The following is a 26,692-nucleotide window of genomic DNA, read 5'->3' as shown; positions in this document are numbered from 1 at the left end:
TTAAGGACCTTTAGCTCAGTTGGCTAGAGTAGACGGCTCATAACCGTTCGGTCGTAGGTTCGAGTCCTACATGGTCCATTGGACGCAAATAAACCTGAGGAGATGGACTCTCCCGTTCATTCAAGGCTATAGCGTCCATCACGTGCTTGTGGCGGAATAGGTAGACGCATAGTTAGGCGCGAGTAACGGGTATGGGTCGACAACCCATGTGACCACACATCATGTAGGGTGCAAATCCCTACCAAGCACATACACGGTCGTCTCTAACGAGGCGGCCTTTTAGTTTGGAGGAAATGAAAGATGAAAACGACACTAACGGTCGTGCTGTGCGGGACTTTAAAAGATGCTGAAAATCGGATGCATCTTGATTTCGAAAGGTTATATAGAACCTATCCTAAAGCAAGAAAAGTCATGCGCAACCATACTATTGAAGTTAATGAAATTTGGGTTAACAAGTACATCTCGATTAGACAACTCCAAAATTATGATGGGTTCAAGCCAAGATATATGGAAGCTGATGTGTCTGCATTCTTAACAGCAACACCAGAGCAAATGAAATCTATAACTGAGTGGTATAAAAGTGCGGTTTCATAATGAGGTGATGTAATGAGAAACTATCAACGGGACAACTTAATATTCGGCCTGCTGATGGTGCTATTAATTATCGTGTTGGGAGTGTGGCTGCATGCGACACACTGAGTATGGTTATGTTAGCCCAGTAGAGAACCATTGCTATCGTGACTTAGAACGTTGGTTGGCTGATAAGAAGAAGCGTGAGCGTCGTGCTGAGAAGCATGGCGCTTTTAATATGCAGTTGAAAGATGATAAAACGAGGAAATCAAATTGAAAAATTCAGAAAAGTGGATGCGCGGCCTGCCGTACGTTGGCAACAAAGGCCAAAAGGCACAGCAAATCATTGACATATTGCCATCAGGTGGACGGTTCATCGACGTGTTTGGTGGTGGTGGGAGTATTAGTTTACACGCATGTAACAGCGGTAAGTGGGACGAAGTGATTTACAATGACCGCCGCAAGACCGTGGTTGGGCTACTTAAAACGTTGCTCACCGATGAGCCACACCTTGACCTAAATAAATACGTCTATATGACCCGCGAAACGTTCAACAACTGGCGAGATAACATGCCCGATTCCATCGAACGAACGCTTGTTTTAATTGCATGGTCGTTTGGTAATATCATGCGCTTCTATATGTGGGGTCGTGGCCAAACTGAAGACAACAAGTTGTTGGCAACACGGGCGATGTTTTATGGTGACACTGGCACACAGTACGACAATTTATTCACCGTCACAAGGAGCAAGCAGTCAATTGCTGAGAAATACACAGCATATCACAAGTGGCGGCGTGAGGTGATGAATGCGCGTGGTAGCCACGCCAGCGAAATCGAACTAATGAAACAACTGGAACAATTGGAACAACTGCAACAACTGCAACAATTGGAACAACTGCAACAACTGCAACAAATGGAACGACTGCAACAACTGCAACAACTGCAACAACTGCAACAACTGGAATATTCAACGCTTGATTATCACGACTTAATCATTCAACCAGATGATATTGTCTACTGTGACCCACCTTACGTTAACACCAGCAGGGACTATGGCGGGTGGAATCCAGACGCCTTCTACGCATGGCTTGCTAACTGTCCGGCAAAGCAAATCTATATAAGCGAATATACGAAGCTACCTCATACCGAGGTGGCTTTTAATTTGGGCAAGAAACACAGTATGACGGGCGTTGGAACACGACGGGAGGAATTGTTGCTGAAGTACGTGGGGTAAGGCTCCAGCATACACACGTCACAGGCCTACGGGAGCTGATCGCTCGTGCTGACAAGGCCATCAAACAAGACAAACGTCATGCTAAGAAGCATGGCGCTTTTAGTTTGCAGTTGAAAGATGATAAAACGAGGAAATCAAATTGAAAAATTCAGAAAAGTGGATGTGTGGCCTGCCGTATGTTGGCAACAAAGGCCAAAAGGCGCAGCAGATCATTGACCTATTGCCATCGGGTGGACGGTTCATCGACGTGTTTGGTGGTGGCGGGAGTATTAGTTTACACGCATGTAACAGCGGTAAGTGGGACGAAGTGATTTACAATGACCGACGGAAAACCGTTGTTAATTTGCTCAAAGCATTGATCGAAGACAGCCCTCATTTTGATCTGATAAAGTATGTATATATGGATCGCGAAACGTTTTACAACTGGCGAGATAACATGCCTGATTCCATTGAACGAACGCTAGTTCTAATCGCGTGGTCGTTTGGTAATAACATGCGCGACTATCTGTGGGGAAAGAAAGTCGAAAAAGAAAAGCTACAACGGACGCGGGCACTCTTTTTTGGGAATACTGGCACAAAACTAGATGACCTTTATTCGTATTCAAAAAATGAAACCAGCATTTCTGGGAAATATAAAATGTTTCACAAGTGGCGGCGTGAGGAAATGAACATTAGTGGTCATTATGACATCCTCCAGCAACTGGGGCAACTACAACAACTCGAACGACTGAAACAACTGGAACCAACGGAACGACTGCAACAACTGGAATATTCAACGCTGGATTATCACGATCTAATCATTCGACCGGATGACATTGTCTACTGTGATCCGCCTTACGTTAACACCGGAGTGAACTATGGCGGGTGGAATCCAGACGCCTTCTACGCTTGGCTTGCCGCGTGTCCAGCCAAGCAAATCTATATAAGTGAATATACGAAGCTACCTCATACCGAGGTGGCTTTTAATTTGGGCAAAAAACACAGCCTGACGGCCGTTGGAACACGACGGGAGGAATTGTTGCTGGAGTACGTGGGGTAAGGCTCCAGCATACACACGTCACAGCAATGTTTGAGGATGATGAAGATGCCTAGAGTACGTAGGTGCCGGCAACCAGGATGCCATCAGATGGTGGAACTACCAGATCACTATTGCAGTGAACACTACGAGCATGAAGCAGAGTACCTAGCAAGCCGTGAACGTTGGGCACGTAGCCACGATAAGCATTACACGCACAAGTACAACACGGTCACACGTAATCGTGATGACACTAAGCGTCAGCAATACAGCTTCTATCGTACAAGGCAATGGTCACATCTAAGGCAACAAGTCCTAGAACGTGACCATTACTTGTGCGCGTATTGTCGTGTGCAAGGAATCATCACGGCTGCCAAGACAGTTGATCATATTGTTCCTATTGAGTACGACCAAACACTCAAAGCAAACGTTGATAACCTTGCTGTCATATGTGGTAAGTGTCACCGAATGAAGACGGATTGGGAACAAAGTTACTATGGCACAAGCCAAGGCAACGAGTTAAGACAAGTTGCTGAGATTACTGATGTGAGTGCCATTAATGTATTGATGAATAAGGAGTGATGATTGTGGAAACGGTCTACCGGGTATTCGGACTGTAAAATTATGTTTACCGATAGCACACCTGATTATCTGACTGTCCATTTAAACACGTGTAATTTTCGTTCTAAGGGATAATAGAACAATCAGGTGTAATGTATCGAAAGACAAATAAAAATCACCCCCGCCCCTTATTAACGGCCGAGAAGAGCGCACACAATACCCTCATCTTGTGACACAAACGTTTTTTGAAATATTTTAGGTAGGGGGGGTCACCCAATAATGAAAGGAGGCAGAGAAAATGAAAAAAGCGGATAAAGACGTCAACAATGGTCAATTAACGCGCACACCGCCAGCTTACTTAGGACGGCAAGCTAAGGTCGTTTGGCGTCGATTAGTGCCTTTTTTAGAGGATAATACCCCAGTTAAGCGCATTGATAGCGGTCTTGTGGAACAATATGCTTCCCAATATGAGATTTACCGCAATGCGTATAAACATATCCAGGAAAACGGTGAAGTCCAAGCAATCTATAAAACGTTACAAGATCAGACCGGTAAAAAAATTGGTCGAGACTTCGTGGGATACAAGCGTAATCCTATGACACAAATTTACGATTCAGCGGTTAAAAATCTGACTAAACTAGGCGCTGAATTGGGACTATCTCCTAAGTCACGTAGTGATTTGCTCAAGTTAAACTTAGATGACCATAAAGACGAGCGAAGTATTAGTGATCGTATGAAAGAATTTTTGGGATAGTAAAAAAAGACTACTTGTTAAAGGAGGTGATTAATTTGCGCATTGATTTAACCCAAACCCATGATGTTATTGGAGCTTATCAAGCGTTAGATTGTTCAGAAGTTCGCCAGCAATACACTGATCCAGGCACAAAATATGCTTTTGAAGCCCTGGATGAGAAGGTGATTACTGGCTATCTGATTAAGCTAGCGGCTTTTCGCCACATTAGAGACTTGCAACGACAAGGTAGCGTTGAATTTCCGTTTGCTTACTCGGTAAAACGAGTGGATCAAGTACTTAAATTTGCTTCCATCTGCCCAAATGTTGACACAGGCGAACCAACTAAGCTAATGATGTGGCAGAAATTCATTATGGCTATGCTAATTGGCTGGCGTAATGATGACGGTGGCAAGCGTTTTTCACGGGCTATTGTTTCAGTTGCGCGAGGTTGAATGGCCAAGGCAAAACTTATCTTATGGCAATTATCACCGCTTATAGCTATTTAATTGAATCACTGGGACTATCTAACCAAGATTACCTAGTCTCATCTATTAATTACAAACAAACGAGCAAGATTCTGGGCTACATTAAGTCAATGCTAGCCAAGATTGCAACGATTGAACCATTTAAAACACTAATTCAAGATAGTGGATTAGATACACGGACGCTGTCCTCACAGGCCGATCAAGTCACAATGAGCAAGACTAATAACAAGCTACGTGCGATCAGCCATGAAGCGGGCCAGTACGATAGTTTTCACTTTACAACTGCTATTTTTGATGAAATTGGTGAAGTAAAAACACGGCAGAAGATTTCTAAAATTGTTTCGGGTCAAGTTAAGGTGCGTAATAAGCAGTTCGTTCAGATTTCAACAGCTTATCCTGATCCCACAGTTCCATTTCATGATGATGAACGCATGATTCAGCAAGCGATGGAACAGGATTACTCACGTGATGCTGATACTTACTTAGGCCTGATTTGGGCCCAAGACAGCTTAGACGAGACGTTTAAGCCGGAAACCTGGGTAAAAAGTAATCCTTTGCTTGATTTACCAAGCCAATATGAAGTTTTAATGAACGGGCTGACAGACAAGCGTGATTCTGACGCGTTGTCAGGCACAATTAATGACTTCCAGAATAAAAACCTCAACCTTTGGCTAGAACAATCAGTGGACAGCTTCCTCAAATTACCTGACGTTGAAAAATCCATTGTGCCATCGTTTAGTTTCGATGATCGCCAAGTCTACATTGGATTTGACTACTCAATGTTTAGCGATAATACTGCTTTGGCATTTGTGTTCCCCTATCAGGATGCTACAGGCAAGCCACGCTGGTTTATTTACCAGCATAGTTTTATTCCGTGGCAGAAAGCCGGCTCGATTGAAGCCAAAGAAAAACAAGATGGCATCAATTATCGTAATTTAGCTCAAAAAGGTTTCTGTACTATCAGTAGTCACCCGCAAGGACTGATTAATGACGAACAAGTCTATCAGTGGCTGCTAAACTTCGTGGATCGTCACCGGTTAGAGGTGGTCTTTTTTGGTTATGATGCTTGGGGAGCTACGCCGGCTATCAAACAGCTAGAGCTTAATTCTGGTTGGCCGCTAGAAGCTATTCGTCAACGAACCAGTGAACTGAAAGACCCAACCAAGTTTTTACAAAAGGTGTTTGTTGAAGGGTCAGTTGACCGACTTGATGATCGAATTATGGAAAAGGCGCTACTGAATGCAGAAATCTATGAAGATAAGATTGGCATTCAGGTTGATAAGGCAAAAGCCACGCTAAAAATTGATGTGGTTGATGCGCTGATTGATGCCTTATTCCAAGCCATGTATCACTTTGAAGACTTTTCAGACGTGAACAATCCTGATAAGCAAGTGGAACGTATGACTAAGGAACAGGTCTTAGAATGGTTTAATAACCCGGAGTCAGGATTGCTAGGAGATGATATTGATGATATTTAAACGATTTTTTGCCATGATTTGGCACTATTTCGACTTTTTATGCTTCGTAAGTGCCCTAATTGTGGCAGACTACGGGGCCTTTTTATTTGGCAAGCCTTGGGGTGTCATGGCAGTAGCGGTGACACTGTTTGTAATTGGCTGGCTGTCAGAAGTGATTAGCACGTCCCAGAATAAAGGAGGTGATTAAAAATGCCAGTTTTCAGACCACCTGAGATTAAGAACCAAGTGCAAAGTGTGCCCGTTGAAGATAGCGACATTGTTAATTTCTTAACCCCCAATGGTCAACGTGATTATGTCAGTGCAACGGACGCGTTAAAAAATTCCGATATTTATTCGGTAGTCAGCCAGTTATCTGGTGATTTAGCGACGGTACAGCTTAGTGCCAATATGCCACGAGCACAAGGAATTCTGAACAATCCCAGCAGCACGGCCAATGGTCATGCGTTCTGGCAATCAATGTTTGCCCAGCTACTGCTAGGCGGCGAATGTTTTGCGTACCGTTGGCGTAATCCAAATGGCTTAGATATGCGTTGGGAATACTTGCGTCCGAGCCAAGTTGAAACGTACTTGTTGGAAGATGGAAGCGGCCTAACTTATACCGTAACGTTTGATGAAACCCAATTGGGTGTACGGCAATACGTACCACAGGGCGACATGATTCATATTCGTTTAACTGGTATTAATGGCGGGCAAACGGGTATCAGTCCCTTAGAAGCACTAACTAGTGAGCTACAGATTAAGGACGCTTCCAATGACTTAACCTTAGCTGCTTTAGCACGTTCGATAAGCGCGCCTGGTGTGCTATCTATTCAGCATGGCGGCCTGTTGAGTGAAAAAATGAAAGCTAGTCGATCACGTAACTTTATGAGGCAGGTCAATAAGTCAAATGGCGGCCCAGTTGTAATTGATGAGCTGGAAGAATATAAGCCACTCGAGATGAAGGCTGATGTAACTAAGCTTCTAAGTCAGACTGATTGGACCAGCAAGCAGATTGCCAAAGTATTTGGTATTCCGGATAGTTATTTAAACGGTCAAGGCGATCAGCAAAGTAGCATTGACCAGATTAAAGGCATGTACGCCAACGCGCTAAACCGTTATATGCAATGTATTATATCGGAGCTAGACAACAAGTTGAACGCGACTATCACCGCCAATTTACGGCCGGCAATTGATCCATTAGGCGATGCCTTTGCTACGACACTATCTGGATTAGCTAAGGACGGCACAATTGATAACAACCAAGCGACATGGGTACTGCAACAATTGGGATACTTCCCTGCAGATATGCCAGAAGCTAAAAATCCGGCAACGCAACAAGTTGTGACCCAGTCAGCGGAAGGAGGTGGAAATAACGAAGAAGGTAATGATTAAAGGTGACGTGGTCGATAATGAGACGGCAGCATTCTATCAATTTTTCGGTATGCCAGCGGTATCACCAGCCGGCGTGTCTGATGTGCTAGATAGCGCGGGGCCTAATGACGATGTAGAAGTTGACATTGCGTCTAACGGTGGCGATGTGTTCGCTGCTAGTGAAATTTACACGATGTTAAAAAATTATCAGGGAAATGTCACTGTTAATGTGCAAGGATTAGCTGCCAGCGCTGCGAGCGTGATCGCTATGGCTGGGGACAAAGTCTCCATATCACCAACGGCTCAGATTATGATCCATAAGGCATGGTCAGGAATTCAAGGCAACGCGGATGACCTGTCGCATGAATCGAATGTGCTAGATAGCATTGATCAGTCCATTGTTTCAGCGTATGTTGCTAAGACTGGCATGGCCGCAGATGATGTGTTGCAATTAATGGCAAACGAAACTTGGATGACGGCACAAGATGCAGTGGATAAAGGCTTTGCTGACGAGATTATGTTTGTCGATGATAAACAACCTCAATTTACCAACTCAGTTTCAGAGATTCCTTCCAAATCGGCAATCAACAAATTTATGAACCTGATTTCCAAGTCACAACCTAAACCTACACAACCTAAAGAAAGCCAACCTGCTAATGCACTAATGCAAAGCAAGTTGGCTATTTTGATGGGTAAAAACAAAAAGGAGAACAACTAATGTTCGTAAAAAACAAAAACATCAATCAGTTACATGATGCCTGGATTGCCCAAGGGCAAAAGGTATCAGATCTAAATGGCAAGCTTAATGCTGCCGTTTTAGATGATAAATTTAACCAAGAAGAATTCAAAAACATGACTGCAGAACGGGATAACGCGGTTGCTCGTCGTGACGCTTTACACACACAGCTGGAAGAAGAACGTAAGGCGCAAGAAATTGCCAATATGGATGATAAGAATAAGACCCCACTTGATGATAATGAAAAAGACATTAAAGCTAAGTTCATCAAGAACTTCAAAGGTATGATTAAAGGCGACCCGAAAGTTATGAACTTGGTAACTTCTTCTACCGACGAATCTGGCAACGCAATTGGTTTGACTATTCCTCAAGATATTCAAACAGCAATTAATACACTGGTTCGCCAGTTCGATTCATTACAACAGTATGTTAATCGGGAAGCTGTTACGACACAAACCGGATCACGAGTTTACGAAAAGTGGACCGATATTACCCCGTTGGCTGATTTAGACGATGAAACAGCCACCATTGGTGATAATGATGATCCTAAGCTATCCACTGTCAAATATACGATCCATCGGTATGCTGGCATTACTACTGCCACTAATTCGTTATTAAAGGATACAGCTGACAACATTTTGGCCTGGCTGTCTCAATGGATTGCTAAGAAGGTTGTTGTTACTCGCAATGCTAAAATCATTGCGGCGATGAACAACGCACCTAAAAAGCCCAACTTGTCCAAGTTCGATGACATTATTACGATGATTAATACTGCCGTTGATCCTGCCATTAAGTCTACGTCGTTCTTAATGACAAATACGTCGGGTTTCAATGTGCTTTCCGAGGTTAAGGATGCTATGGGGCGTTACTTATTGCAACCCGATCCAACACAACCTGATCAGTATTTAATCCGCGGCAAGCGGGTTGTAGAGGTAGCTGACAAGTGGTTGCCTAATGTCGGGACTGCATCAGCACCAGCTTATCCACTTTACTATGGTGATTTGTCGCAAGCGGTAACTTTGTTTGACCGAGAAAGCACTTCCTTATTGACTACCAATATTGGCGGTGGCGCCTTCGAAAAAGACCAAACCAAGGTTCGCGTGATTGATCGGCTTGATGTGGAACCAACGGATACCGAAGCTTTTGTTGCTGGTTCATTTGCGGCGATTGCTGACCAACCAGCGAACTTTGCAGCAGGTTCTGCAACCACACCTGGTAAGTAATAATTAGTAAGGAGAGTGCTAAATGCCAACACTAGATGATTTGAAATTATCATTACGCTTAGATGGTGATGCTGATGACGAACTTCTAAAAGGTTACCTAAATACGGCTGAAAGTTATATCAAGCAGGCGATCGGCACAGAATTAGATAGTTTCTATGAAGATGCCAGTGTGGTTGATTTATTTAACACCGCCGTGCTGGCATTGGCCTCAGCCTACTATAACTATCGGAGTTCGTTAGTTCCGACCACGGCAATTAGTGTTAATCTGCCGGTTGATTCGATCATTGGGCAACTGAGAGGGCTCTATGATCTTAAAATGGAGGCGATCACTGATGGTCAAAGCAATTAATCCTTCACGAATGACGTTCCGCATCGCCTTTGGTCATGATGCTGATACTGGCGAGGTTAATCCGAATACTGGCACGCCAATTCAACAATTTTCACCAGACTTTAGTTGTTGGGCGGGCCAGTGGTCGTTGAATGTGCAACAGCAATTAACCATAGCCGGAGCTGGAATCACTAATGCGGTGGTATTTTTTATTCGCCATAATCCGGCCGTTAACGAGACGCTGCAAGTTCAGCGTGGATCGGATCTGTACAAGATTGATAGTATTGCGGCGGATGACGGCTTACAAAACGAGGGCTTTGACCTAATCACGTGCCATCGGGTGGTGACTAAGCATGGCTAGTTTAGATGAGCAATTACAGCATTACTTTTCACAAGTTAAAAAGAAGGTGCCAAATAAAGCACAGCAACAAGTAATTACTAAGGCTGGCGCTGATCAACTACGGGATAGTTATTTTCAGGCTGCCAAGTCTAAACATTATCGTTATGGCCGGAACACGAGCCATGTTAAGCATTTAGCGGACGCGGTAGTTGCTGACGATCACGATGTAGATGGATATGCGACGGGCAATTCAACGGTAGGATTTGAGAAGGATCCGATTAATCACGCTAGAATAGCGTTATTTCTCAATAATGGAACGGTGCATATTAAAGGCGACCACTTCATTGATACGGCCATTCAGTCAAGCAAAGACAAGGTTCTAGCTGCTGAATATGCCAAGTACAAGGAACTGACGGGTGGTGATCCTCATTAAGCTTCCGGTGACTCAAGTTTACGAGATTATCAAATCAAATAAACCCTCCTGGATAGATGATTTATATCCAGAAAACATACCGAATGTTGTTGATAAAAGTGGTTCAAAGACGCTAGTGCTAATTACTAGTGTTTCTGAGCCACTTTCTGGATATAAAAACGACACCTTTTCTGAAGTTAGCGCGTCAATTCAAGTGCAGATTTTCTTTTCTAAAACAGTTTCGATCAATGTACTAGATGCACAGTTGGAACTGATGAACTTGCTTGATGATAATGGGTGGATTATCGCTACTCGCTACCCTAACGTAGTTGATCCAGACACTGAACAAGTCACAGCCGCATTTTCTGTATTTAAAAATATAAAAATAAAAAGAGGTAATTAATCAATGAGTACACATGGTGTTAAAGATGTCACCTTTGGTTTAATTGATTCAACAGGTGCCATTATTACAGATGCTACAAAAGGTATTTCTGCCACTGGTATCTACTTGGTAGATGGAGACGCAGAAGGTGCTACTCAAGCTAACGTAACCGGGCTGGAAGCTGCTGGTACAATCGGTTATGCCAATGACGGCCCTAAGCGGGTATCAAACGGTTCAATGGAACCCCAAGTCGCCCTCGAATTCTTGGATATTAACTTTGATATTTTGCAGAAGTTAAAGGGATTCGTTAACGATGGCAAAGGTGGCTGGACACGTCAACTACCTAAGCCTCACGTTGCAATGTTAGTACATTCCCGGTCGTATGGTGGTGTGGATATTTATGAAGGTTTTGCCAACGGCCAACTAATTGAAGCTGGTATGAACCACGGTACGGATAACAATGCTGAAACCGATGCTAATACCACATTGACTTACCAAGGATTGGACCCACTGAAGGCTGATACCTTTGACGGTCAACCATACAAGATCTGGACAAGCGCTGACACAGAATTCGACAAAGCAGCTATGATGAGCGAAGTATTCGGTGGATACACAGCGAGTAGTACCCCAGCCAAGTAACCCAACAACAGTAAAATCATAGAACCATTCTAAGTCACTCCTTATGGGGTGGCTTTTTACATAGCCATTACCTTTGGCAAAATAAAAAATAAGAAGGAAAAATAAATGAAAATTAATATCAGCAAACTAGGCTTGAGGAAAAAATCAGCAGAAGTAAAAACCACGGTAAAGGTTGTCAATGAAGCCACTAATCTTCAAATTTTGATGTTGAAGATGGACAAGATGCAACTAGATTCAGATGCTGACCCATTAACAGTTATGGAACAGTCTCAAAAGGCGGTTACAGCCATGACTAGCTTCCTTCAAGCTGTTTTAAAGCTGTCAGAAAAAGAATTAGACACGGTAATGAATGCCGTAACGATGGAAGAATTATCCGATTTTATCAGCTATGTGTTGTCACGAATTCAAGGATTGTCTGATGAACAATGGCAAGAAACACTCAAGGAAAATGAGGAAGAAGAAGACCCAAAAAAGTAATGGGTCGCCTCAACGTTCTAATTCATGACTTAGAAGATGCCCAAGAAGACCAAGCCTACTTTAAGCAACAGATGATGGCTAATTCTGGGGTACTGCCATCTCAATTGGACGGAGAAGACTATTACGAACTGATCAGAATTAACCAAGCAAAGCCTAAAGATAAACGTGCTGAAGACCCTATGGCAATGGTAAATAGACTAAGAGGAGGCAATTAATAAATGGCAAAAGTATCGAACACAATGGCAACCGAAGTTAAGCTAGATACCGTCTCAGCGGCCTCTAGTCTGAAAACTCTGAACAACGCTATTAAAGCAACCACTAATGAATGGAAAGCTAATGAGATTAGTTTGAAGTCTGCAAAGGATAGCTTGGGTGCAGCACAAGCTAAATATGAAGGTCTTGGAAAGACCATGCAAGCTTTACAAGCCAAAATTGATAAGTTGAAAGAGCGTCAAGCAAGCCTTGATACTTCAACGACTAAAGGCAGTGATAACTATGCTCGGCTTTCTAAGGATTTAGCTAATGCTGAGAATAAGATGGCGTCCTTAACTGCCCAACAAGGCCGTGCCAAAAAATCAGTAGACTATTATCAATCTGGCTTGGCTGACTTGCAAGAACGGTACAAGTCAATCACGTCAGTCTCCAAGTCTTATGCAGAAGCTTTAGAGAATCAAGGAAATAAAGCCCAAGCTGGTAGGGCTAAGCTTAACGGTCTACGGGAGTCCTACCGTAATCTTTCGGATCAGTTGAAAATCCAGCAAAATGAGTTAGCCAAGCTTAAGACTAGTTCTGGTGGGGCCAGTGAAGCCTACAATAAGCAACTTGTTCGGGTTAATCAAACAACTGCCTCAATGGCTAAACAGAAAACTGAGATCGGCCGATTAGCCGGTAAGTATGGCACCATGAGTAGTAGTATGGCTAAGCTGTCAGATGGGGCGGCCAAAGCTAGACACAGGATTGCGAATATTGGTCAAGCATTTAAAGGCGCCGCAATTACGGCCGCAGCCGGTTTGACTAGTTTGGGTGCTGCGACGATTGCTGGTGCCAAAAAGGCCACAAATTTAAACAAGGTGTACCAGGTCAATCAAAATTTGTTAGTTACTTCTGGTGAGAAAGCACGTCAGGCTATTTCTCAAGTTTCTAAGATGCAACGAGATGGCGCCAAGTATTCTGTTAAGTATGGGGTAGCACAGCAAGAAATCGCAGAGCAATATCAAGACTTAATTAAGCGTGGTCATACTGGTGCCGAAGCTATCGCCGTTATGAAGTCAGAATTACAAGCTTCCGTGGCTTCCGGAGACGACTTTAAAGATGTCATTAAGGTTTCTTCACAGGCGATTGAAGCCTTCGGCATGAAGACCAATAACACGGCTAAAATGATGAAGAATACAAAACGGGTCGTTAATGATCTGGCGTATGCTTCAGACGTTACCGCTACTGACTTTCATAGCTTAGGTAAAGGTATGGAATACGTTGGGGACACGGCTAAAAATGCCGGCTTCTCAATTGAGCAGACTTCTGCAGCAATGGGGGAGTTGTCTAATCACGGTATGGAAGCTGATAAGGCAGGCACTGGTCTACGTAAGACAATTACTAGCTTGGCTTCCCCAACGAATGCAGCTATGGGCGCTTTGAAAGAAATTGGCATTAAGTCTACCAAAGTTTTCCAAGATGCAAAAGGAAACTTCAAGTCTCTGCCAGCAATCTTCAAAATTATCGAAGACCATACCAAGAAGCTTGGTGGTGCTGATAAAGCAGATGTCTTTAAGCGAATTTTCGGCCAAACCGGTATGCAAGCTGCCCAAACGTTAGCTAAGTATGATGGGTCACTAAAAAAGTTAACAGATGATGTTACCAAAGCTGGAGAAAAAGGAAAATACGTTGAGACATTAGCTAAACGAAACTCAGATAACGCCAAGATGAACGTAGAGCGATTCAAAATGGCTGGTCAACAGCTAGAAATTATGATGGGTACCAAGTTATTGCCTGTTATTACTAGAGCGACTCAAGATATGACTAAGGCCTTCAACAACAAGGATACTCAGAAAGGTCTCACTTGGTTAATTGGCGGCGTAGCTAAACTTGCTAGTGGATTCCTTAAGATTATCGAGTTTGCTTCCAAACACACCAAAACAATCGCTGCCTTTGCCGTTGCCTTTGGTAGTGTTTTAGCCGTTTCGAAGATTGCTCGATTCATTGCCGCAACTACTGAGGCTATCGGAGTAATTAAAAATTTGGTGGTCGTTCAAAAGCTTGTTACATCCGCTCAATGGTTGTTCAATGTAGCCTTGGATGCTAATCCAATTGGTATTGCAGTTGTTGCTATTGGGGCTTTGGCTGCGGGATTTTATGAAGCGTACAAGCACATCAAGCCGTTCCGTGAATGGGTAAATAAGACGGTAAAATCCGTTGTCCACCTTGGTAAATCAATCGGTAAATGGGCTGGCCATATTGGTAAATCCGTTAAGAATGGTATCAATGGAATCAGCAGAAATTGGAACAAGTTTAAGTCTAGCTTCAAAAAGTCTTGGGATAAGCACTGGTCAGCAGTTGGTACCAGCCTGAAACATTCTTGGAATACCTCGGTTCACAATACCAAGTCATTCTTTGGCTCAATGGGAAGCCACTTCAACAGTTTCAAGAAGAGTTTTGCAAACTCATGGACTAACCATTGGAATAACATGCGGTCCAAGCTCCATTCATACTGGAACAAGGATTTGAAGCACACAAAAGTATTTGGAATTTCAATGGGCACTTGGTTAGGGGCATTCAAGAAGAGTTTTAAAAATGGATGGACCAGCCTAGTATCTGGCGTTAAGAGTATCTTCTCAGGATTGTGGAAAGACTTAAAGGGTCTAGCTAAGGATGGCATGAACGATATGATTAACATCATTAATTCAGGTATCAATCTGGTTGACGGTGTTATTCATACCTTTGGTGGTAAAAAGAAAGCCATTGGGGATATTGGTCATGTACACTTTGCTACTGGTACTGGTGCCTTCTCGGGTACCCGTAAGGCAATCACTAAGCCTACCATGGCGGTACTAAATGATGGCAATGATTCCCCTGAGACGGGTAATAAAGAGGCTGTATTCTTGCCTAACGGGCAATCCGGCATTGTGCAGGGTAGAAATACCAAGGCCATGTTACCAGCTGGTACAGAGGTTCTGAACGCCTCTGAGACCAAGCTATTTATGGGTATGCAAGGGATTACCCACTTTGCCAAAGGTAGCGGTAATTGGTTCGGAAATATTATGAGTGGTATTGGCTCAGGCATCGGAGATGTATCTGGCTGGTTAGTCAAAAAAACAGCTGGATTGAAGAAGTTTTTCACGACTGCTGAAAAGATTATTGCTCACCCAATTAAGAGTCTGGACTCAATGTTCAATTACACTAAGGCTGGTGCTGGCGTTGTTGCTGATATCACCAAAGGTATGTTCAATAACGTCAAGAAGCAAGCTGGTAACTGGTGGAGTTCCCTCTGGTCAATGGTTGATTTAGATGGAGACGGTGGGGCAACTGGATCTGGTACCCGTAAAAAGTTTATTGAAGAAGCCATGAAGCTTTCTAAACGGGCTAATTACAAGTACTCAGAAACCAAAGGACGCTTAGGGCCCAACTATTATGACTGTTCCGGATTGGTATATGAAGCCCTTAAGCACATTGGGGTTACCCTATCTGGTTCCACAACTGTTCCAGAGTACAATTCAACCCATTCAGTAAGCTGGGGTAAAGCTGTTCCCGGTGACCTAGCCTTTTGGGGTGCCGGTGGTAGTGGCCACGTAGGCGTTGTCACTTCTACTAATGGTGCTGGACGGATGTGGAATGCCGAGAACCCCACAGATGGAATCAAGTCGGCACCAATCAAAGGATTCATGGGTGGATTTGCCGGATTACGGCGGATTGCTCAATTGAATGGTGGCAAGGGTGACGACTCCTCAAAGAAAGGTACTGGCAATACTAAGGGAATTAAGTCCCAAGTTGGTTCAGGCTTCTTCAAGTTTATGTCCAAGCTTGCTGATATGTTTGGGGACAATTCCTCAACTACCGGGAGTTCTGCTAAGCCTTCTGGTGACCACATGCACTGGTTGAAACAGGCTGGTATCCCAACCTCTGATTATGGTATGTACAATTACATCATTACCAAGGAATCAGGCTGGAACCCTAAAGCTACTAACTCTGGTAGTGGTGCTTATGGATTACCACAAGCATTGCCAGCTTCTAAGATGGCCCGGTCTGGTTCAGACTGGAGGACTAATCCAATCACCCAGCTTAAATGGATGAAATGGTACGTCAATGATGGCAATTATCACTCAATTCAACAAGCGTATAACCACGAGAAGAATATCGGTTGGTACGCTGATGGTGGTATCTCAAAGGTTGCCCAACTGGCACATCTCTCAGAAGGCAATAAGACTGAGTCAATCGTGCCTTGGGATATTACTAAACGTGCCCGAGCATACCAGATTATGGACACCACCATGAAAGAGTTTGCTAAGACGGATAAGCCACAACAATCCACTAACCAAGCAACTCAATCAACTGATTTATCTGAACTTATTAAGCAAGGAAAAGAGATTATCGGATTGATGGCTGAATTAATCTCTGGTCAGCAGAATCCAGTACCCGCTGTCGTATCTGATAACGCTATTTACAGTGGCTATAACCGAGTAAAAACAAAAAAAGATGTAAGTAAAAATCTAGGAAGGGGTTATATCAATAATGGCATTTAATGATGTTAACACTTTCGATTATGCCTTCGATGAGAACGGAACCGGTGGTTTCAATTCTGAAGAAGATTTGGAAGTATTAGTTAACCACGTATCAAAGCCGATTGCCCCAACGATAACCGAATCCTTCCAAGACGTTCCCGGTAGATATGGGGGCGTTTTTTTAGGTAATTCTTATGGGGAAAAGCAGATAGATATTCCGATTACACTGTTCCCCACTGATAGAGACGATTACAACCGGATTATTACCAATCTGTCCAAGGCTTTAATTAACACGCATGATGATGCTGACACTCAGTACCCGTTACGGTTCAATGACCAGCCAGAGGTTGTCTATTATGGTCACTTTACAGCCATTCCTACCCCAACCTTCATCAACGAAGGGGTACAAGACTGTACAACTACACTAACCTTCATGCTGGCTGACCCACGAGGATTCTTGCCTCAACGGGACATTAAGATTACCAGTAATGAGCAGGTTATCAGTCCAGCTGGTAACACTGCTGTTCAACCGGTAATTCATATCATTCCCAAAACTGACCTGTACTACTTTGGTTACACCTTGGGAGACCAGTATGTGGCCGTTGGGTACCATGTTGACGATGGTTCAACGGTTACCGATGCTAACGGTCATGTAACTAGCTTAACGCCTCACCAAGAATTGCAGGTACACGATCCTTGTAACTCAATGAGCACATGGTTTCAAGCTGGTCAGGATACCCAAGAAATTAAGGTATACCGCGGAGAAAATGATGGTAAAGCAACCGCTACAGCCTCAGCATTAATGGTCGCCAAGGATAGTAAAGGCCATTACAACTGGGGTACAACTGGCAAGCACAAGGACTTCTACGGTCCCGTTATTATTCACCAAGGTATCCCCAAGATTAGTAATTATTGGAAAGTATCTATGCGGTTCCATCATATCAAGCGGATGGAAAATGAACGGGCCATGGGAAAAGTTGAAGGCTATCTGCTGGACTCTAATGGCAATGTATGTGGACGAATGGGTATTACTGATTATGCACAAGGCCGGTACCCCCGTGGTTACATTCAACTGGGGAGTTCATTTAATGCCACCACAGATAAAGGCAAGTACCTCACCCTTTTGTACAACGAGGGTGGCCGTAAAGTTAAAGGACAAAATCATCATGATGTAAGGGTTCATTTAACTAAGACGGTAAAGGTTAAGATTAAGTCCAAAGCTAAGTCCAAAGCTAAATCAGCCAGACTGTATCAAGCTACCCTTCAACGGGAAGCCTTCAAGTCCGCTGCTAGGAAGAAAACTAGGAGAAGGAGAAGGAAAAAGAAGGCAACTAAGAAGGTCACCAAGAGAAAATCTGGTGGTAAGCGTAAATCTACCAGGGTGTCTAAACCAAGGGTTAGGACCAAGTCAAAAACCATTAAGACTTATGTAATGGAGACCACGTACATGAACTCTGACGCTTATTCTAACTTCTTTGGCGAGTTCTCCTTAGAACGTCAAAAGAAGACCATTGGTGGCAAGGTTTATGACAACTGGGTAGCTGAGATTAACGAGTTCAATCCTAAGACTGGGGTAGCATACTCAGTTAATACTGAGGGAAAAGTCCACATTCACAAGGAGAAATTAGATAAGTCGGGCAAGTTTGGCTTTGCCCTGGCTAACGTGGCGGCCACCTTCATGAAACACGATATCAAAGAAGATTTAGTTAAACCACCAGTTGGATATTATTCTGACTTTGAAACGCTAACCGACCTCAAAATATACACTTCTGATGGATCAGATGACCCCGATGACATTCCCCATGTAATTGCCCACGCCGGTGAAGAAATTATCATAGATTCCGCTGATAACGCGGTTACCGTGGCTGGTAGAAATGTCGATAAGTATGTGTCATGGCTATCTACCTTCCCTTCAATTGAAGGTGATGTTAGCCAAGAGATGCACTTCACTCCTGACCCAGCAAACGCAGATATAACGTTGGAGTACAAGCCAGCGGTTAAATAGAAAGGAGCTAAGACGTGTGTACGTCATTCTTGATAAGAACCTCAAACGAGTCGCCACCTTAGATACGGCGACTGATACGAATATATTCTGGGGTGAGACTATTCAGCAACAACTTGCCGATGATAATAGCTCAAACGATAGCATTACTGAAGCCAGTCTAGCCAACACCTCTGACCCCAACGCTAATTCTAAGAGTTGGAATGATACCTTTACCGGTCTCACCATGGTAGCAGATAGTCCAGCGGCCCAATATCTGAGAGTAGGAAATCACTTAGCGGCTTACGACCAAGCGAATGATCGCTGGCGGGTTTACCGGATATATACAGTTGATGAGACCATGGATAACACCTCTGGAACTAACCTTATTTCAGCCGATGCTATTAACCTCTTAATCTGGCGACTAGGGAAGACAATTCCCACAAAAAAAGAGATTAAAGAGTGTACCTTGCCAGCGGCTATGAACTGGATTATTGCGGGTACAGGGATAACCCTGGTGGATAATGCAACTTCTGGGCTACTTTCAGATTTTTCCATTGATGGGGAATCATCTTCCCAAACATTATTGCAGACAATCCTGACGACCTACGATTGTGAGGCTGATGGGTACGTAAAATTAGATAGTTCTGGGATTGTGACAGATACCATTCTGGAATTATCCGACCAACGGGGACAGAATACTGGTAGACGTATCACTTATGGTGACAACATGCTTAGTATTAAGCGGGAAACGGTCGATACTACCTTGATTACCAAACTGTATGTCTATGGTTCCGGTGGTGCCTCAATCAGTACAGCTAAGGGCAACGGTGGTCGTAATTTTGTCACTGATGCCGCCGCTAATAGCCTGTACAACAACGATGCCAACACTTGGTTAGAAGGTAGTATTACCAGTTCTACGGTCAGTGAACCCGATGCCTTACTATCGCTGGGATTGAAGACACTCAGACTGTATAACCACCCGCGGGTCAATTATTCCGTTGATGTAACCAGTGATTTTGACGCTCAACTAGGTGATACCATTAAGGTAATCGACCTGACAATGAGTCCAGTATTAACTTTGCAAGCCAGAGTTATTCAACGGACGACTTCCGAGAGTGACCCAACTCAAAATAAGGTAGTCATCGGGGAGTTCTCAACGGTTACAGTCGTGACTCCCAATTTCATTAAAAACATGGAACAGCGGTGGAATGACCACGTAAAAAAACTGTTTGAAGATGCCAAAAAGAACCAAAATGCTGCTAGTATCAGCTTAATTACCCCACTGGGACAATCATGGACGAATACTGATACCAGTAAGCGAGTAATTGCCCGGTTATTCATTGAAGGTGAGAATGTTACGTCATTCTTATCAGTGGCGGCTTTCAACTGGGAATACGTCCAACAAGACGGGACTCATAATCTGACTTGGGAAGCAGAACATGCTAAGGATGGCTATGAAGTCACCATTACCCCACCATTTGTTGGTAGCTTAATCGTATCAATTGATGACGCCTTCGTTAAAGATGAGTCAGAAATGTGGATAGATACTGGAGCCAACGCTGACGGTACCTTCAACAAGCTGTGGGAGACCACTGATGGTAACCCTGATGAGTTCGGCAATAATCACGTTGGGGCATTGCAATTTTCTTACAAAATGAGTAATGGTGAGGTACTTGCCAGCTATGCGTACAAAGGAAAGCAAAATCAGTCCAATCTAAGCGATTGCCAATACCTACATTGGAGTGCTGATGGCAAGCTAATTAATTCCATGATTGTACAAGGTGGTCAACATGGCTCTTCCTTTGGTTACGATGAAGCCAACAACCTCATATACTCCCAGATTAAGGATTTAAGTGGTGGCAAGAAATGGTTAGCAACCTTCCCATATACCCCACACGCTGTAATCAATAGTGGTTCCAGCACGGTAACAAAATGGTGTGAAATGGAAACTTACGTGAGACCTAACGTTGATTTAACAAATGGTCTATGGATCGGGAGTCAGATGGATGGCACGGTAGAAGTATGTAATATCTCGGATTTGAAAGCTGGCCATTATTTCCCAACTATTCGCTTCAAGTTACAAGACTTTGGCTGGAATCCGGTACCCTCGGGTGTGACTAACAATGGAAAATACAACACGATACAAGCCAATTCAATTGCCTACCCATACGCCTTCTTTACCGCTGGGGACGTCAACAACAAGGATGACCGACTAGTAATGTGTATCAATCTCATTACTCAGTCAGTCATTTTTAATTACCAGATTGAGCCTTCACAGGATATTCAGCTGTCTGTACCGATTGAGTACGGTGGCCATTTTGAACCAGAAGGGGTATACCCGGACTTGGCTCATGACCAGCTAATAATTGGATTCAACGTCAGCGAGTACCGAGACACGGCTCATACTGTCATGATTAGTCACTCGGGATTATGGTCAATTCCAATTGGTATCCGTGATGATAGCAAGGACTTAGCCGTCACTTACCCAGCTGAAGATGAGGGAGAAAATACCGAGGTAGAACAACCTGTGGTAATCCCTGATGATACTGACGACTCAGATAGTGCCAGTGATGACGATTCTGCTTTCAATATTGATGATGGTGAGACTTATCAGGAGGTGGTCGAAGGATGATTATTGCAACGGGTTCAGTCGACATTAATGAAGCCACCAAGTTAGCCCAAGACGCTTCAACGAGTGCTGGTGATTTAGCTGAAAAGATTAAAGACCTCAAGACGTCCCTTGATGGCACGATTACCGAATCAACTAGCACACCATTTGATGATGGTAAAGAGCATAATGACGGCGATATGTGGGTGGTTATGAGCGGAAATTCTGCTACATCAATGTACTTTTATTCTGGTGGTAGCTGGACACTTAAGAAGTGGGACGTAACTAGTCTTGCGGTTGAATATCTGTCAGCCTTATCAGCCAATTTAGGTAACGTTCAAGCCGGGAATATTAATGGCGTCAACATATCTGGAAGTACCATCAATGGTGGCACGATTACCATTGATTCAGGGATAGATAAATTCACGATGAGTAATTCTGGCTTTGAAGCCAGTAACATAATTGATGGGTATACAACGGATATCTACGGTGGCATGATTACGCTTAACGAAGGTAACACTGGAGTTATCACCCTAGACGTTTCAAACGGAATTAATAGCAAAGGATTATCAATTAAAGGGCACACCATAGCGTGTGATGATAGTGGTGCCTTATACCTTGAAAAGCAAGGTGGAGGTGGAAGTGTAACAGATATCCATGCCGCTGATGTTTATTCCAACGGTACAAAGTTGAAGTCAGCCTTATCTGCTAAACGAGATGTGACAGATTATTCACCAGATGAAGCCTTATCTGCTGTTATGAACACCGATGTTAAAAAATGGAAGTACAAGGATTCCGATAACTCCGCTGACTCCCAGCATATTGGCCCGATTATTGATGACGTTAATGAGGTTGGAGATAAAACTGCAAGTATTGCCAACGATATGATTAGCACTGATGAGAATGGGAATTACTTCTTAAACGAGTCCAATACCATTTCCATCTTATTGGCAGCCTTAAAGAAGTCCAATCAGCGGATAGATGAACTCAGCTACCGGATCACTCAATTAGAAAGGAAGAATGCTCAATGATTACTAGTTTAGATGTCAAGCAGAACTCAGATAACACCACTCACGTTGTCTACACGGTCGTTTTTAGTGGTACCAATCACCAAGCCTACGGTAACTTCGATGCAACGGCTGATGAAGCTTCTACAGCCTTCTCTGGGTCAACCAAGGAAGATATGTGGGCTGGGTTTAAGCGATTGGTACTAACCCGGTTAAAAACTGAATCCACGAATGCCCTAGGAGGCGGTGCAAGTGAGTAAAGAACTGTACTTTACCGATGGTAACAATGAGGTAAAATACCTCGATACCACAGCATCGTTCAATTTGGCGATTACCCAAGACGGTTCAGCATTCGACTTAACTAATGCAACGGACATTGATGTAAAGGTTGCTAATGACACCGGTTATGTATTCACTAAGTCGATTGATATGGCTACGATTAAGCAGCCATTAGCCGGATTGATTACCATGCCAGTTGACGCTGAGGTCATGAATGCCCTGGTACCCGATGATTACACCATTGAAGTTTGGGTGACCTTGTCCAGCCTAGTAACACCTGGTAGTCAAGAGGGCTTAACCGATGACGGTTCAACCACCTCAACGACTACTGCTACGACTACGTACAACGCCATCTTCCCAAGCGATGACCCACAAGGATTCACGATTACCGAAAATGTTATGAGTGATTCTGGAGATGTTATTCCGGTTATGAGTCTTGATACTTTCCAACAGGAATTTGATCAGCTTAAGACTGACTTAACTAACAAAGTCGCCACATTGCAAGGGCCACAAGGAATTCAGGGCCCACAAGGAATTCAAGGGCCGAAAGGGGATACGGGTGCAACTGGTGATACTGGACCTCAAGGGCCGAAGGGTGATAAAGGTGACAAAGGTGACCAAGGTATTCAAGGCCCGAAAGGTGATACCGGACAAGGACTAGAGATTAAAGGTAAGGCTGACACTACTTACCAGCTTCCAGCAACGGCTAGTGAAGGCGATGGTTACTTAGTTGCCGAAGAACTGTATATCTGGACGAATAACGCGTGGAAGGATTGTGGACAGATTCAAGGACCAGCCGGTAAGGATGGAAAAGATGGAGCAACCGGTCCACAGGGGCCTCAAGGACCAGCCGGTAAAGATGGCACGCAAGTGGACCTAAGTAATTATGCAACACAGCAACAGCTTGCAACCAAAGCTGACGATAGCAAAGTTGTCCATACTACTGATACTTCTAACTGGCAAAAACACAAATTAACTGGTGACGATGGCTCCGCTAAGTTTGTGATTGCTAGTGGGGAAGACGTGGATACCAAACTGAAATCAATTATCGGCACCAAAGATACCGGCAAGCTCTTAGTTGACATTGACGCTAAAAATAATCCAACTGGCCATTCGCTTATTGGAGAATATTTCTGCGATTTTGACGGCTTAGTTACTGGCTACGGGATCGGCCCAGACGGGGCGATGTGGAGCTTCACTTATAACGGTACTACAACCACATGGAAATGGAGTCTAACAGCGAAGGCACCAGGAATCCCGTCACTGACAGCTGAGTACGATGTTAGCAAAAAAGGCTTCGACTACACGGTCACGGCACCAGAAAGTGATGGTGGCTCTGAAATCATCGGATACAGCCTGGAGTATCAAAAGCAAGGTGGCACGGACTGGACGAAAGTCGCATTAAATCCTGATAGCCTTACTGGGACGGTTACTGATGGCATTGAAGCTGGAAACGATTACTTGTTCCGCGTTAATGCTGAAAATGCAGTTGGGTCGAGCGACTACTTTACGGTCAGTGACCCGTTGCCAACCGTGGACGGTAACATTTACGGCGTTAGTTGGGATGGCTCATCATCTGGGGCCTTACAGCGGACCGATTCTGCGGTGGGCCTAAAAGCTGGTATCAATGGCGCTCAAAACGACTTTGATACTCGTGGTCCATGGGGATTGATGGACAAAACCGTCACCGATTCGTATGGCAACGCGTTTGTTCGCTTACCAAAATTCTACATCCGTAAAACCCAAAATAAACCATTAAGCACTTGGCAAGTTTCGCTGGTTAAGCAAGGCGATGACTGGTATCTCCCAAACTGTTTCTATGATTTTGACAATAAGAAAGAGCTAGACTATGTCGATGTTTCCCGATACGAAGGGTCGATTATTTCAGGCAAATTACAGTCAAAAACTGGAGCTACGCCAACGACTAGCCAAACCATTGTTCAGCTAAGAAGTTCAGCGGTTGCTAATAACACAGATGGTAAGAAGGGTTATCACTTGTGGGATGTGCACACACTAGACGCGCTACAAACTCTGTTTACAATAGAATTTGCCACGCTAGATTCCCAGTCAATTATGAAGGGGGTTGCTGATGACGTACTGTCTGGAGCAGAAGTCGCTGGCGCCGCTGACGGTATTAAGGGATCATCCGGCAACGTTAACCATAGTAATGGCTATGGATCAATGACTTACCGCGGGATTGAAAATCTCTATGGCAACTTGGCAATGTGGACAGACGGCTTAAACATTAATAACTTGTCTCTATACTCGTGTGATGATGCAACCAAGTATGCGTCAGACATGTTCGCAAGTCCCTATTACAAGCTCAATTATTCATTACAACCAATAGGTTCAAACATTACCGGTCTTGGATTTGATAAAGATCATCCAAGTGTGGAGGCTCCTACTTCCGCTAACAACGACCGATACAACACTTACTATCATGACGATAGCTATGTTACTAGCAGTGGTAACCATGTGGTCTACACTGGTGGCAGCTGGAATTGGGGCGCTGGCTACTCCGGTCTTTGGTTCTGGTACGGCGACGGCTCGTCGTCTTACGTGGACTCCACTATCGGCTCCCGCCTCCTTAAGAAGGCTTTGTAAGTTTAATCAAAAAAGCAAAGGAGATTATCAAGCATGAAAACAATTTACGCAATCGCACCGGATGATAAGCCGGCTGGCTATGCCGTATATGCCTTAGATCCGGTGCCTTATGGGGCGGACGAGTATATCGGCTGGAAGATGGTCAAGATGAAACAAACGCCGGCCCTAGATAATAATGGCAAACAAATCATAGGCTCTGACGGCAAGCCACAAATGTTGTGTGTGGATGATCCAGACGCCGAAGTAACTTATGACCCGCACACCCAGGTGCTTAAACAGGTTGACACCATCAGTGACCAAAATATTCAGTACAAAAAGCTCCTAGACCAGACCGCTCAGGCGGCCGCTAAAATTGGTGGTTCCCAAGCACAGCTAAAAGTAACGGTTGACGAAGCTAATAAGGCAATGGCAAAAATTGGCGGCCAACTGGCGCAATTACAAGTGGCTGCTAAAAGCACCGATGCAGATGCAACTAATTAGGAGGTAATCATAGTGGACTTTGATACAATTTCATTTTTCTACGGACTCGGTTACTTGGATCCAAATATTGAATGGTATGTCGAAAACGGATTCATTAATTCCGATCAATACAAGCAGATCACTGGCAAAACATATGTAGTGCCAACAACTCAAGCAACGACCACAAGCACCACTAACTAGCTTCTACTCAGCCAGTTAGTCAGTGCTTTTAATTTACGCAAAATTGGAGGAATATTATGTTCAAAGAAATTACAGATGTGTTCAATTGGCTTAATAATGCGGGTGTAGTCGCCTTCTTAATGGTGTTAATTCCCGCTGTGTACAAGTTGGTAAAACCACTATTAACTCACAAGGTACAGACTGAAAAGAATATCCACGTCAAGCAAGGATTAGAATTGGGATTAAACTTGGCGAATACGATTGTGCCAGAAATGGCAGTCATGGCTGGCTTATCTAAGTCTGATCGTAAGAAGGAAGCAATCCGCTTCGTCAACGCTCAATTAACGGCCAATGGCTTTGATTTAGATGTTCAAACTATCTCAGGATTGGTTGAGAAGGCTTACCAAACGTACAAGGCAGCCGGTGGGGATAATCATGCCCCAGTAGTTACCCCGGCACCAACGGAGGTCATTACCCCATCAGAAGGGACTGACGACAATGACTAAAAAGATTGTTGACCTGTCATCATACCAATCTGATTCCCTGGCTTACATGAAACAACTCAAAGGTTGGGGCGCTGATGGGATTATGGTCAAGCTAACAGAAGGAACTGGTTATCTCAGTCCCAAGGCTGGCAATCAGATTGCTAATGGATTCAAGGTGTTTGATACCGTTGGGGTTTACCACTTCTTCCATGGTCGGGGAACAGCTGAAGCTCAATACTTTCTATCATGGGTGAAGAAGATGGGCTTAGATAAGTCCACGGTACTTGCAATCGATGTTGAAGCATCCGACTTACCATATTCCACGACCAGCCAAGTTAACGTATTCCTTCGGTATCTGATTAGTCACGGGTACAAGAATGTGATTACGTACGGATCGGGTAGCTGGTTCAAT

General features: G+C 44.0%; 26 protein-coding genes, 1 tRNA gene and 1 pseudogene. All 28 read left to right on the top strand.

Features of this window, described 5'->3' with window-relative positions; translation table 11 throughout:
• Positions 1-4: 4 nt before the first annotated feature.
• Positions 5-78 (top strand) — tRNA-Ile (locus EKM84_RS12985).
• 222 nt (positions 79-300) lie between these two features.
• A complete protein-coding gene (locus EKM84_RS12980; RefSeq protein WP_125766128.1) occupies positions 301-594 on the top strand; it encodes a hypothetical protein in 294 nt (97 codons plus the stop codon).
• A gap of 91 nt (positions 595-685) precedes the next feature.
• A complete protein-coding gene (locus tag EKM84_RS14250; protein ID WP_164511406.1) occupies positions 686-847 on the top strand; it encodes a hypothetical protein in 162 nt (53 codons plus the stop codon).
• Positions 844-1,803, top strand: a complete 960-nt coding sequence (locus EKM84_RS12975; RefSeq protein WP_125766127.1) for a DNA adenine methylase — start codon at positions 844-846, stop codon at positions 1,801-1,803. The genes EKM84_RS14250 and EKM84_RS12975 overlap by 4 nt, the downstream gene beginning before the upstream one ends.
• 139 nt (positions 1,804-1,942) lie before the next feature.
• The gene (locus tag EKM84_RS12970) at positions 1,943-2,842 is read left to right on the top strand and encodes a DNA adenine methylase (RefSeq protein WP_125766126.1); all 900 of its coding nucleotides are present in this window, start codon (positions 1,943-1,945) and stop codon (positions 2,840-2,842) included.
• 87 nt (positions 2,843-2,929) lie between these two features.
• Positions 2,930-3,400, top strand: coding sequence for an HNH endonuclease (locus EKM84_RS12965; protein ID WP_191988088.1), 471 nt, complete (start codon positions 2,930-2,932; stop codon positions 3,398-3,400).
• A 277-nt stretch (positions 3,401-3,677) separates the two neighbouring features.
• Complete coding sequence (locus EKM84_RS12960; RefSeq protein WP_125766124.1) at positions 3,678-4,133, top strand: phage terminase small subunit P27 family; 456 nt, start codon at positions 3,678-3,680, stop codon at positions 4,131-4,133.
• 35 nt (positions 4,134-4,168) lie between these two features.
• Positions 4,169-6,075 (top strand): annotated as a pseudogene (locus tag EKM84_RS12955) (terminase large subunit).
• Positions 6,065-6,262 (top strand): DUF1056 family protein, encoded by a 198-nt coding sequence (locus EKM84_RS12950; protein ID WP_125766123.1) that lies wholly within the window; start codon positions 6,065-6,067, stop codon positions 6,260-6,262. Before EKM84_RS12955 ends, EKM84_RS12950 begins: the two are co-directional and overlap by 11 nt.
• A 2-nt stretch (positions 6,263-6,264) precedes the next feature.
• The gene (locus EKM84_RS12945) at positions 6,265-7,446 is read left to right on the top strand and encodes a phage portal protein (protein WP_125766122.1); all 1,182 of its coding nucleotides are present in this window, start codon (positions 6,265-6,267) and stop codon (positions 7,444-7,446) included.
• On the top strand, positions 7,424-8,143 hold the full coding sequence (locus EKM84_RS12940) for a head maturation protease, ClpP-related (protein ID WP_125766154.1): 720 nt from the start codon (positions 7,424-7,426) through the stop codon (positions 8,141-8,143). Before EKM84_RS12945 ends, EKM84_RS12940 begins: the two co-directional genes overlap by 23 nt.
• Positions 8,143-9,384 carry a phage major capsid protein gene (locus tag EKM84_RS12935; RefSeq protein WP_125766121.1) on the top strand — a complete coding sequence of 414 codons (1,242 nt, stop codon included), beginning with the start codon at positions 8,143-8,145 and terminating at the stop codon, positions 9,382-9,384. Before EKM84_RS12940 ends, EKM84_RS12935 begins: the two co-directional genes overlap by 1 nt.
• A gap of 22 nt (positions 9,385-9,406) precedes the next feature.
• Positions 9,407-9,733: a head-tail connector protein gene (locus EKM84_RS12930; protein WP_125766120.1), complete on the top strand. Its 327-nt coding sequence runs from the start codon at positions 9,407-9,409 to the stop codon at positions 9,731-9,733.
• On the top strand, positions 9,717-10,073 hold the full coding sequence (locus EKM84_RS12925; protein ID WP_125766119.1) for a phage head closure protein: 357 nt from the start codon (positions 9,717-9,719) through the stop codon (positions 10,071-10,073). Before EKM84_RS12930 ends, EKM84_RS12925 begins: the two co-directional genes overlap by 17 nt.
• On the top strand, positions 10,066-10,485 hold the full coding sequence (locus tag EKM84_RS12920) for an HK97-gp10 family putative phage morphogenesis protein (protein ID WP_125766118.1): 420 nt from the start codon (positions 10,066-10,068) through the stop codon (positions 10,483-10,485). The genes EKM84_RS12925 and EKM84_RS12920 overlap by 8 nt, the downstream gene beginning before the upstream one ends.
• Complete coding sequence (locus EKM84_RS12915) at positions 10,472-10,867, top strand: DUF806 family protein (protein WP_225418207.1); 396 nt, start codon at positions 10,472-10,474, stop codon at positions 10,865-10,867. Before EKM84_RS12920 ends, EKM84_RS12915 begins: the two co-directional genes overlap by 14 nt.
• Before the next feature lie 3 nt (positions 10,868-10,870).
• The gene (locus EKM84_RS12910; RefSeq protein ID WP_125766117.1) at positions 10,871-11,485 is read left to right on the top strand and encodes a phage tail protein; all 615 of its coding nucleotides are present in this window, start codon (positions 10,871-10,873) and stop codon (positions 11,483-11,485) included.
• A gap of 105 nt (positions 11,486-11,590) precedes the next feature.
• Positions 11,591-11,962: a phage tail assembly chaperone gene (locus EKM84_RS12905; RefSeq protein WP_125766116.1), complete on the top strand. Its 372-nt coding sequence runs from the start codon at positions 11,591-11,593 to the stop codon at positions 11,960-11,962.
• Positions 11,963-12,180: 218 nt separating this feature from the next.
• On the top strand, positions 12,181-16,695 hold the full coding sequence (locus tag EKM84_RS12895; protein ID WP_125766114.1) for a phage tail tape measure protein: 4,515 nt from the start codon (positions 12,181-12,183) through the stop codon (positions 16,693-16,695).
• Positions 16,685-18,679 (top strand): distal tail protein Dit, encoded by a 1,995-nt coding sequence (locus EKM84_RS12890; RefSeq protein ID WP_125766113.1) that lies wholly within the window; start codon positions 16,685-16,687, stop codon positions 18,677-18,679. Before EKM84_RS12895 ends, EKM84_RS12890 begins: the two co-directional genes overlap by 11 nt.
• A gap of 16 nt (positions 18,680-18,695) precedes the next feature.
• Positions 18,696-21,290: a phage tail spike protein gene (locus tag EKM84_RS12885; protein WP_125766112.1), complete on the top strand. Its 2,595-nt coding sequence runs from the start codon at positions 18,696-18,698 to the stop codon at positions 21,288-21,290.
• Positions 21,287-22,297: a tail fiber domain-containing protein gene (locus EKM84_RS12880; protein WP_125766111.1), complete on the top strand. Its 1,011-nt coding sequence runs from the start codon at positions 21,287-21,289 to the stop codon at positions 22,295-22,297. Before EKM84_RS12885 ends, EKM84_RS12880 begins: the two co-directional genes overlap by 4 nt.
• Positions 22,294-22,533: a hypothetical protein gene (locus EKM84_RS12875; protein ID WP_125766110.1), complete on the top strand. Its 240-nt coding sequence runs from the start codon at positions 22,294-22,296 to the stop codon at positions 22,531-22,533. Before EKM84_RS12880 ends, EKM84_RS12875 begins: the two co-directional genes overlap by 4 nt.
• Positions 22,526-25,156: a fibronectin type III domain-containing protein gene (locus EKM84_RS14465; RefSeq protein WP_125766109.1), complete on the top strand. Its 2,631-nt coding sequence runs from the start codon at positions 22,526-22,528 to the stop codon at positions 25,154-25,156. Before EKM84_RS12875 ends, EKM84_RS14465 begins: the two co-directional genes overlap by 8 nt.
• A 33-nt stretch (positions 25,157-25,189) precedes the next feature.
• Positions 25,190-25,636 carry a hypothetical protein gene (locus EKM84_RS12865; RefSeq protein WP_125766108.1) on the top strand — a complete coding sequence of 149 codons (447 nt, stop codon included), beginning with the start codon at positions 25,190-25,192 and terminating at the stop codon, positions 25,634-25,636.
• A 12-nt stretch (positions 25,637-25,648) separates the two neighbouring features.
• Positions 25,649-25,816, top strand: coding sequence for an XkdX family protein (locus EKM84_RS12860; RefSeq protein ID WP_225418206.1), 168 nt, complete (start codon positions 25,649-25,651; stop codon positions 25,814-25,816).
• Positions 25,817-25,872: 56 nt separating this feature from the next.
• Positions 25,873-26,301, top strand: coding sequence for a hypothetical protein (locus tag EKM84_RS12855; RefSeq protein ID WP_125766106.1), 429 nt, complete (start codon positions 25,873-25,875; stop codon positions 26,299-26,301).
• A partial coding sequence (locus EKM84_RS12850) for a GH25 family lysozyme (RefSeq protein WP_263853642.1) occupies positions 26,294-26,692 on the top strand: 399 nt, incomplete at its 3' end. The genes EKM84_RS12855 and EKM84_RS12850, both read left to right, overlap by 8 nt.

This window comes from Levilactobacillus mulengensis (assembly GCF_003946045.1).
Lineage (GTDB): Bacteria > Bacillota > Bacilli > Lactobacillales > Lactobacillaceae > Levilactobacillus > Levilactobacillus mulengensis.
Note: the sequence above shows the minus strand (reverse complement) of the source record. Positions and strands in the feature narration are given on the sequence as shown.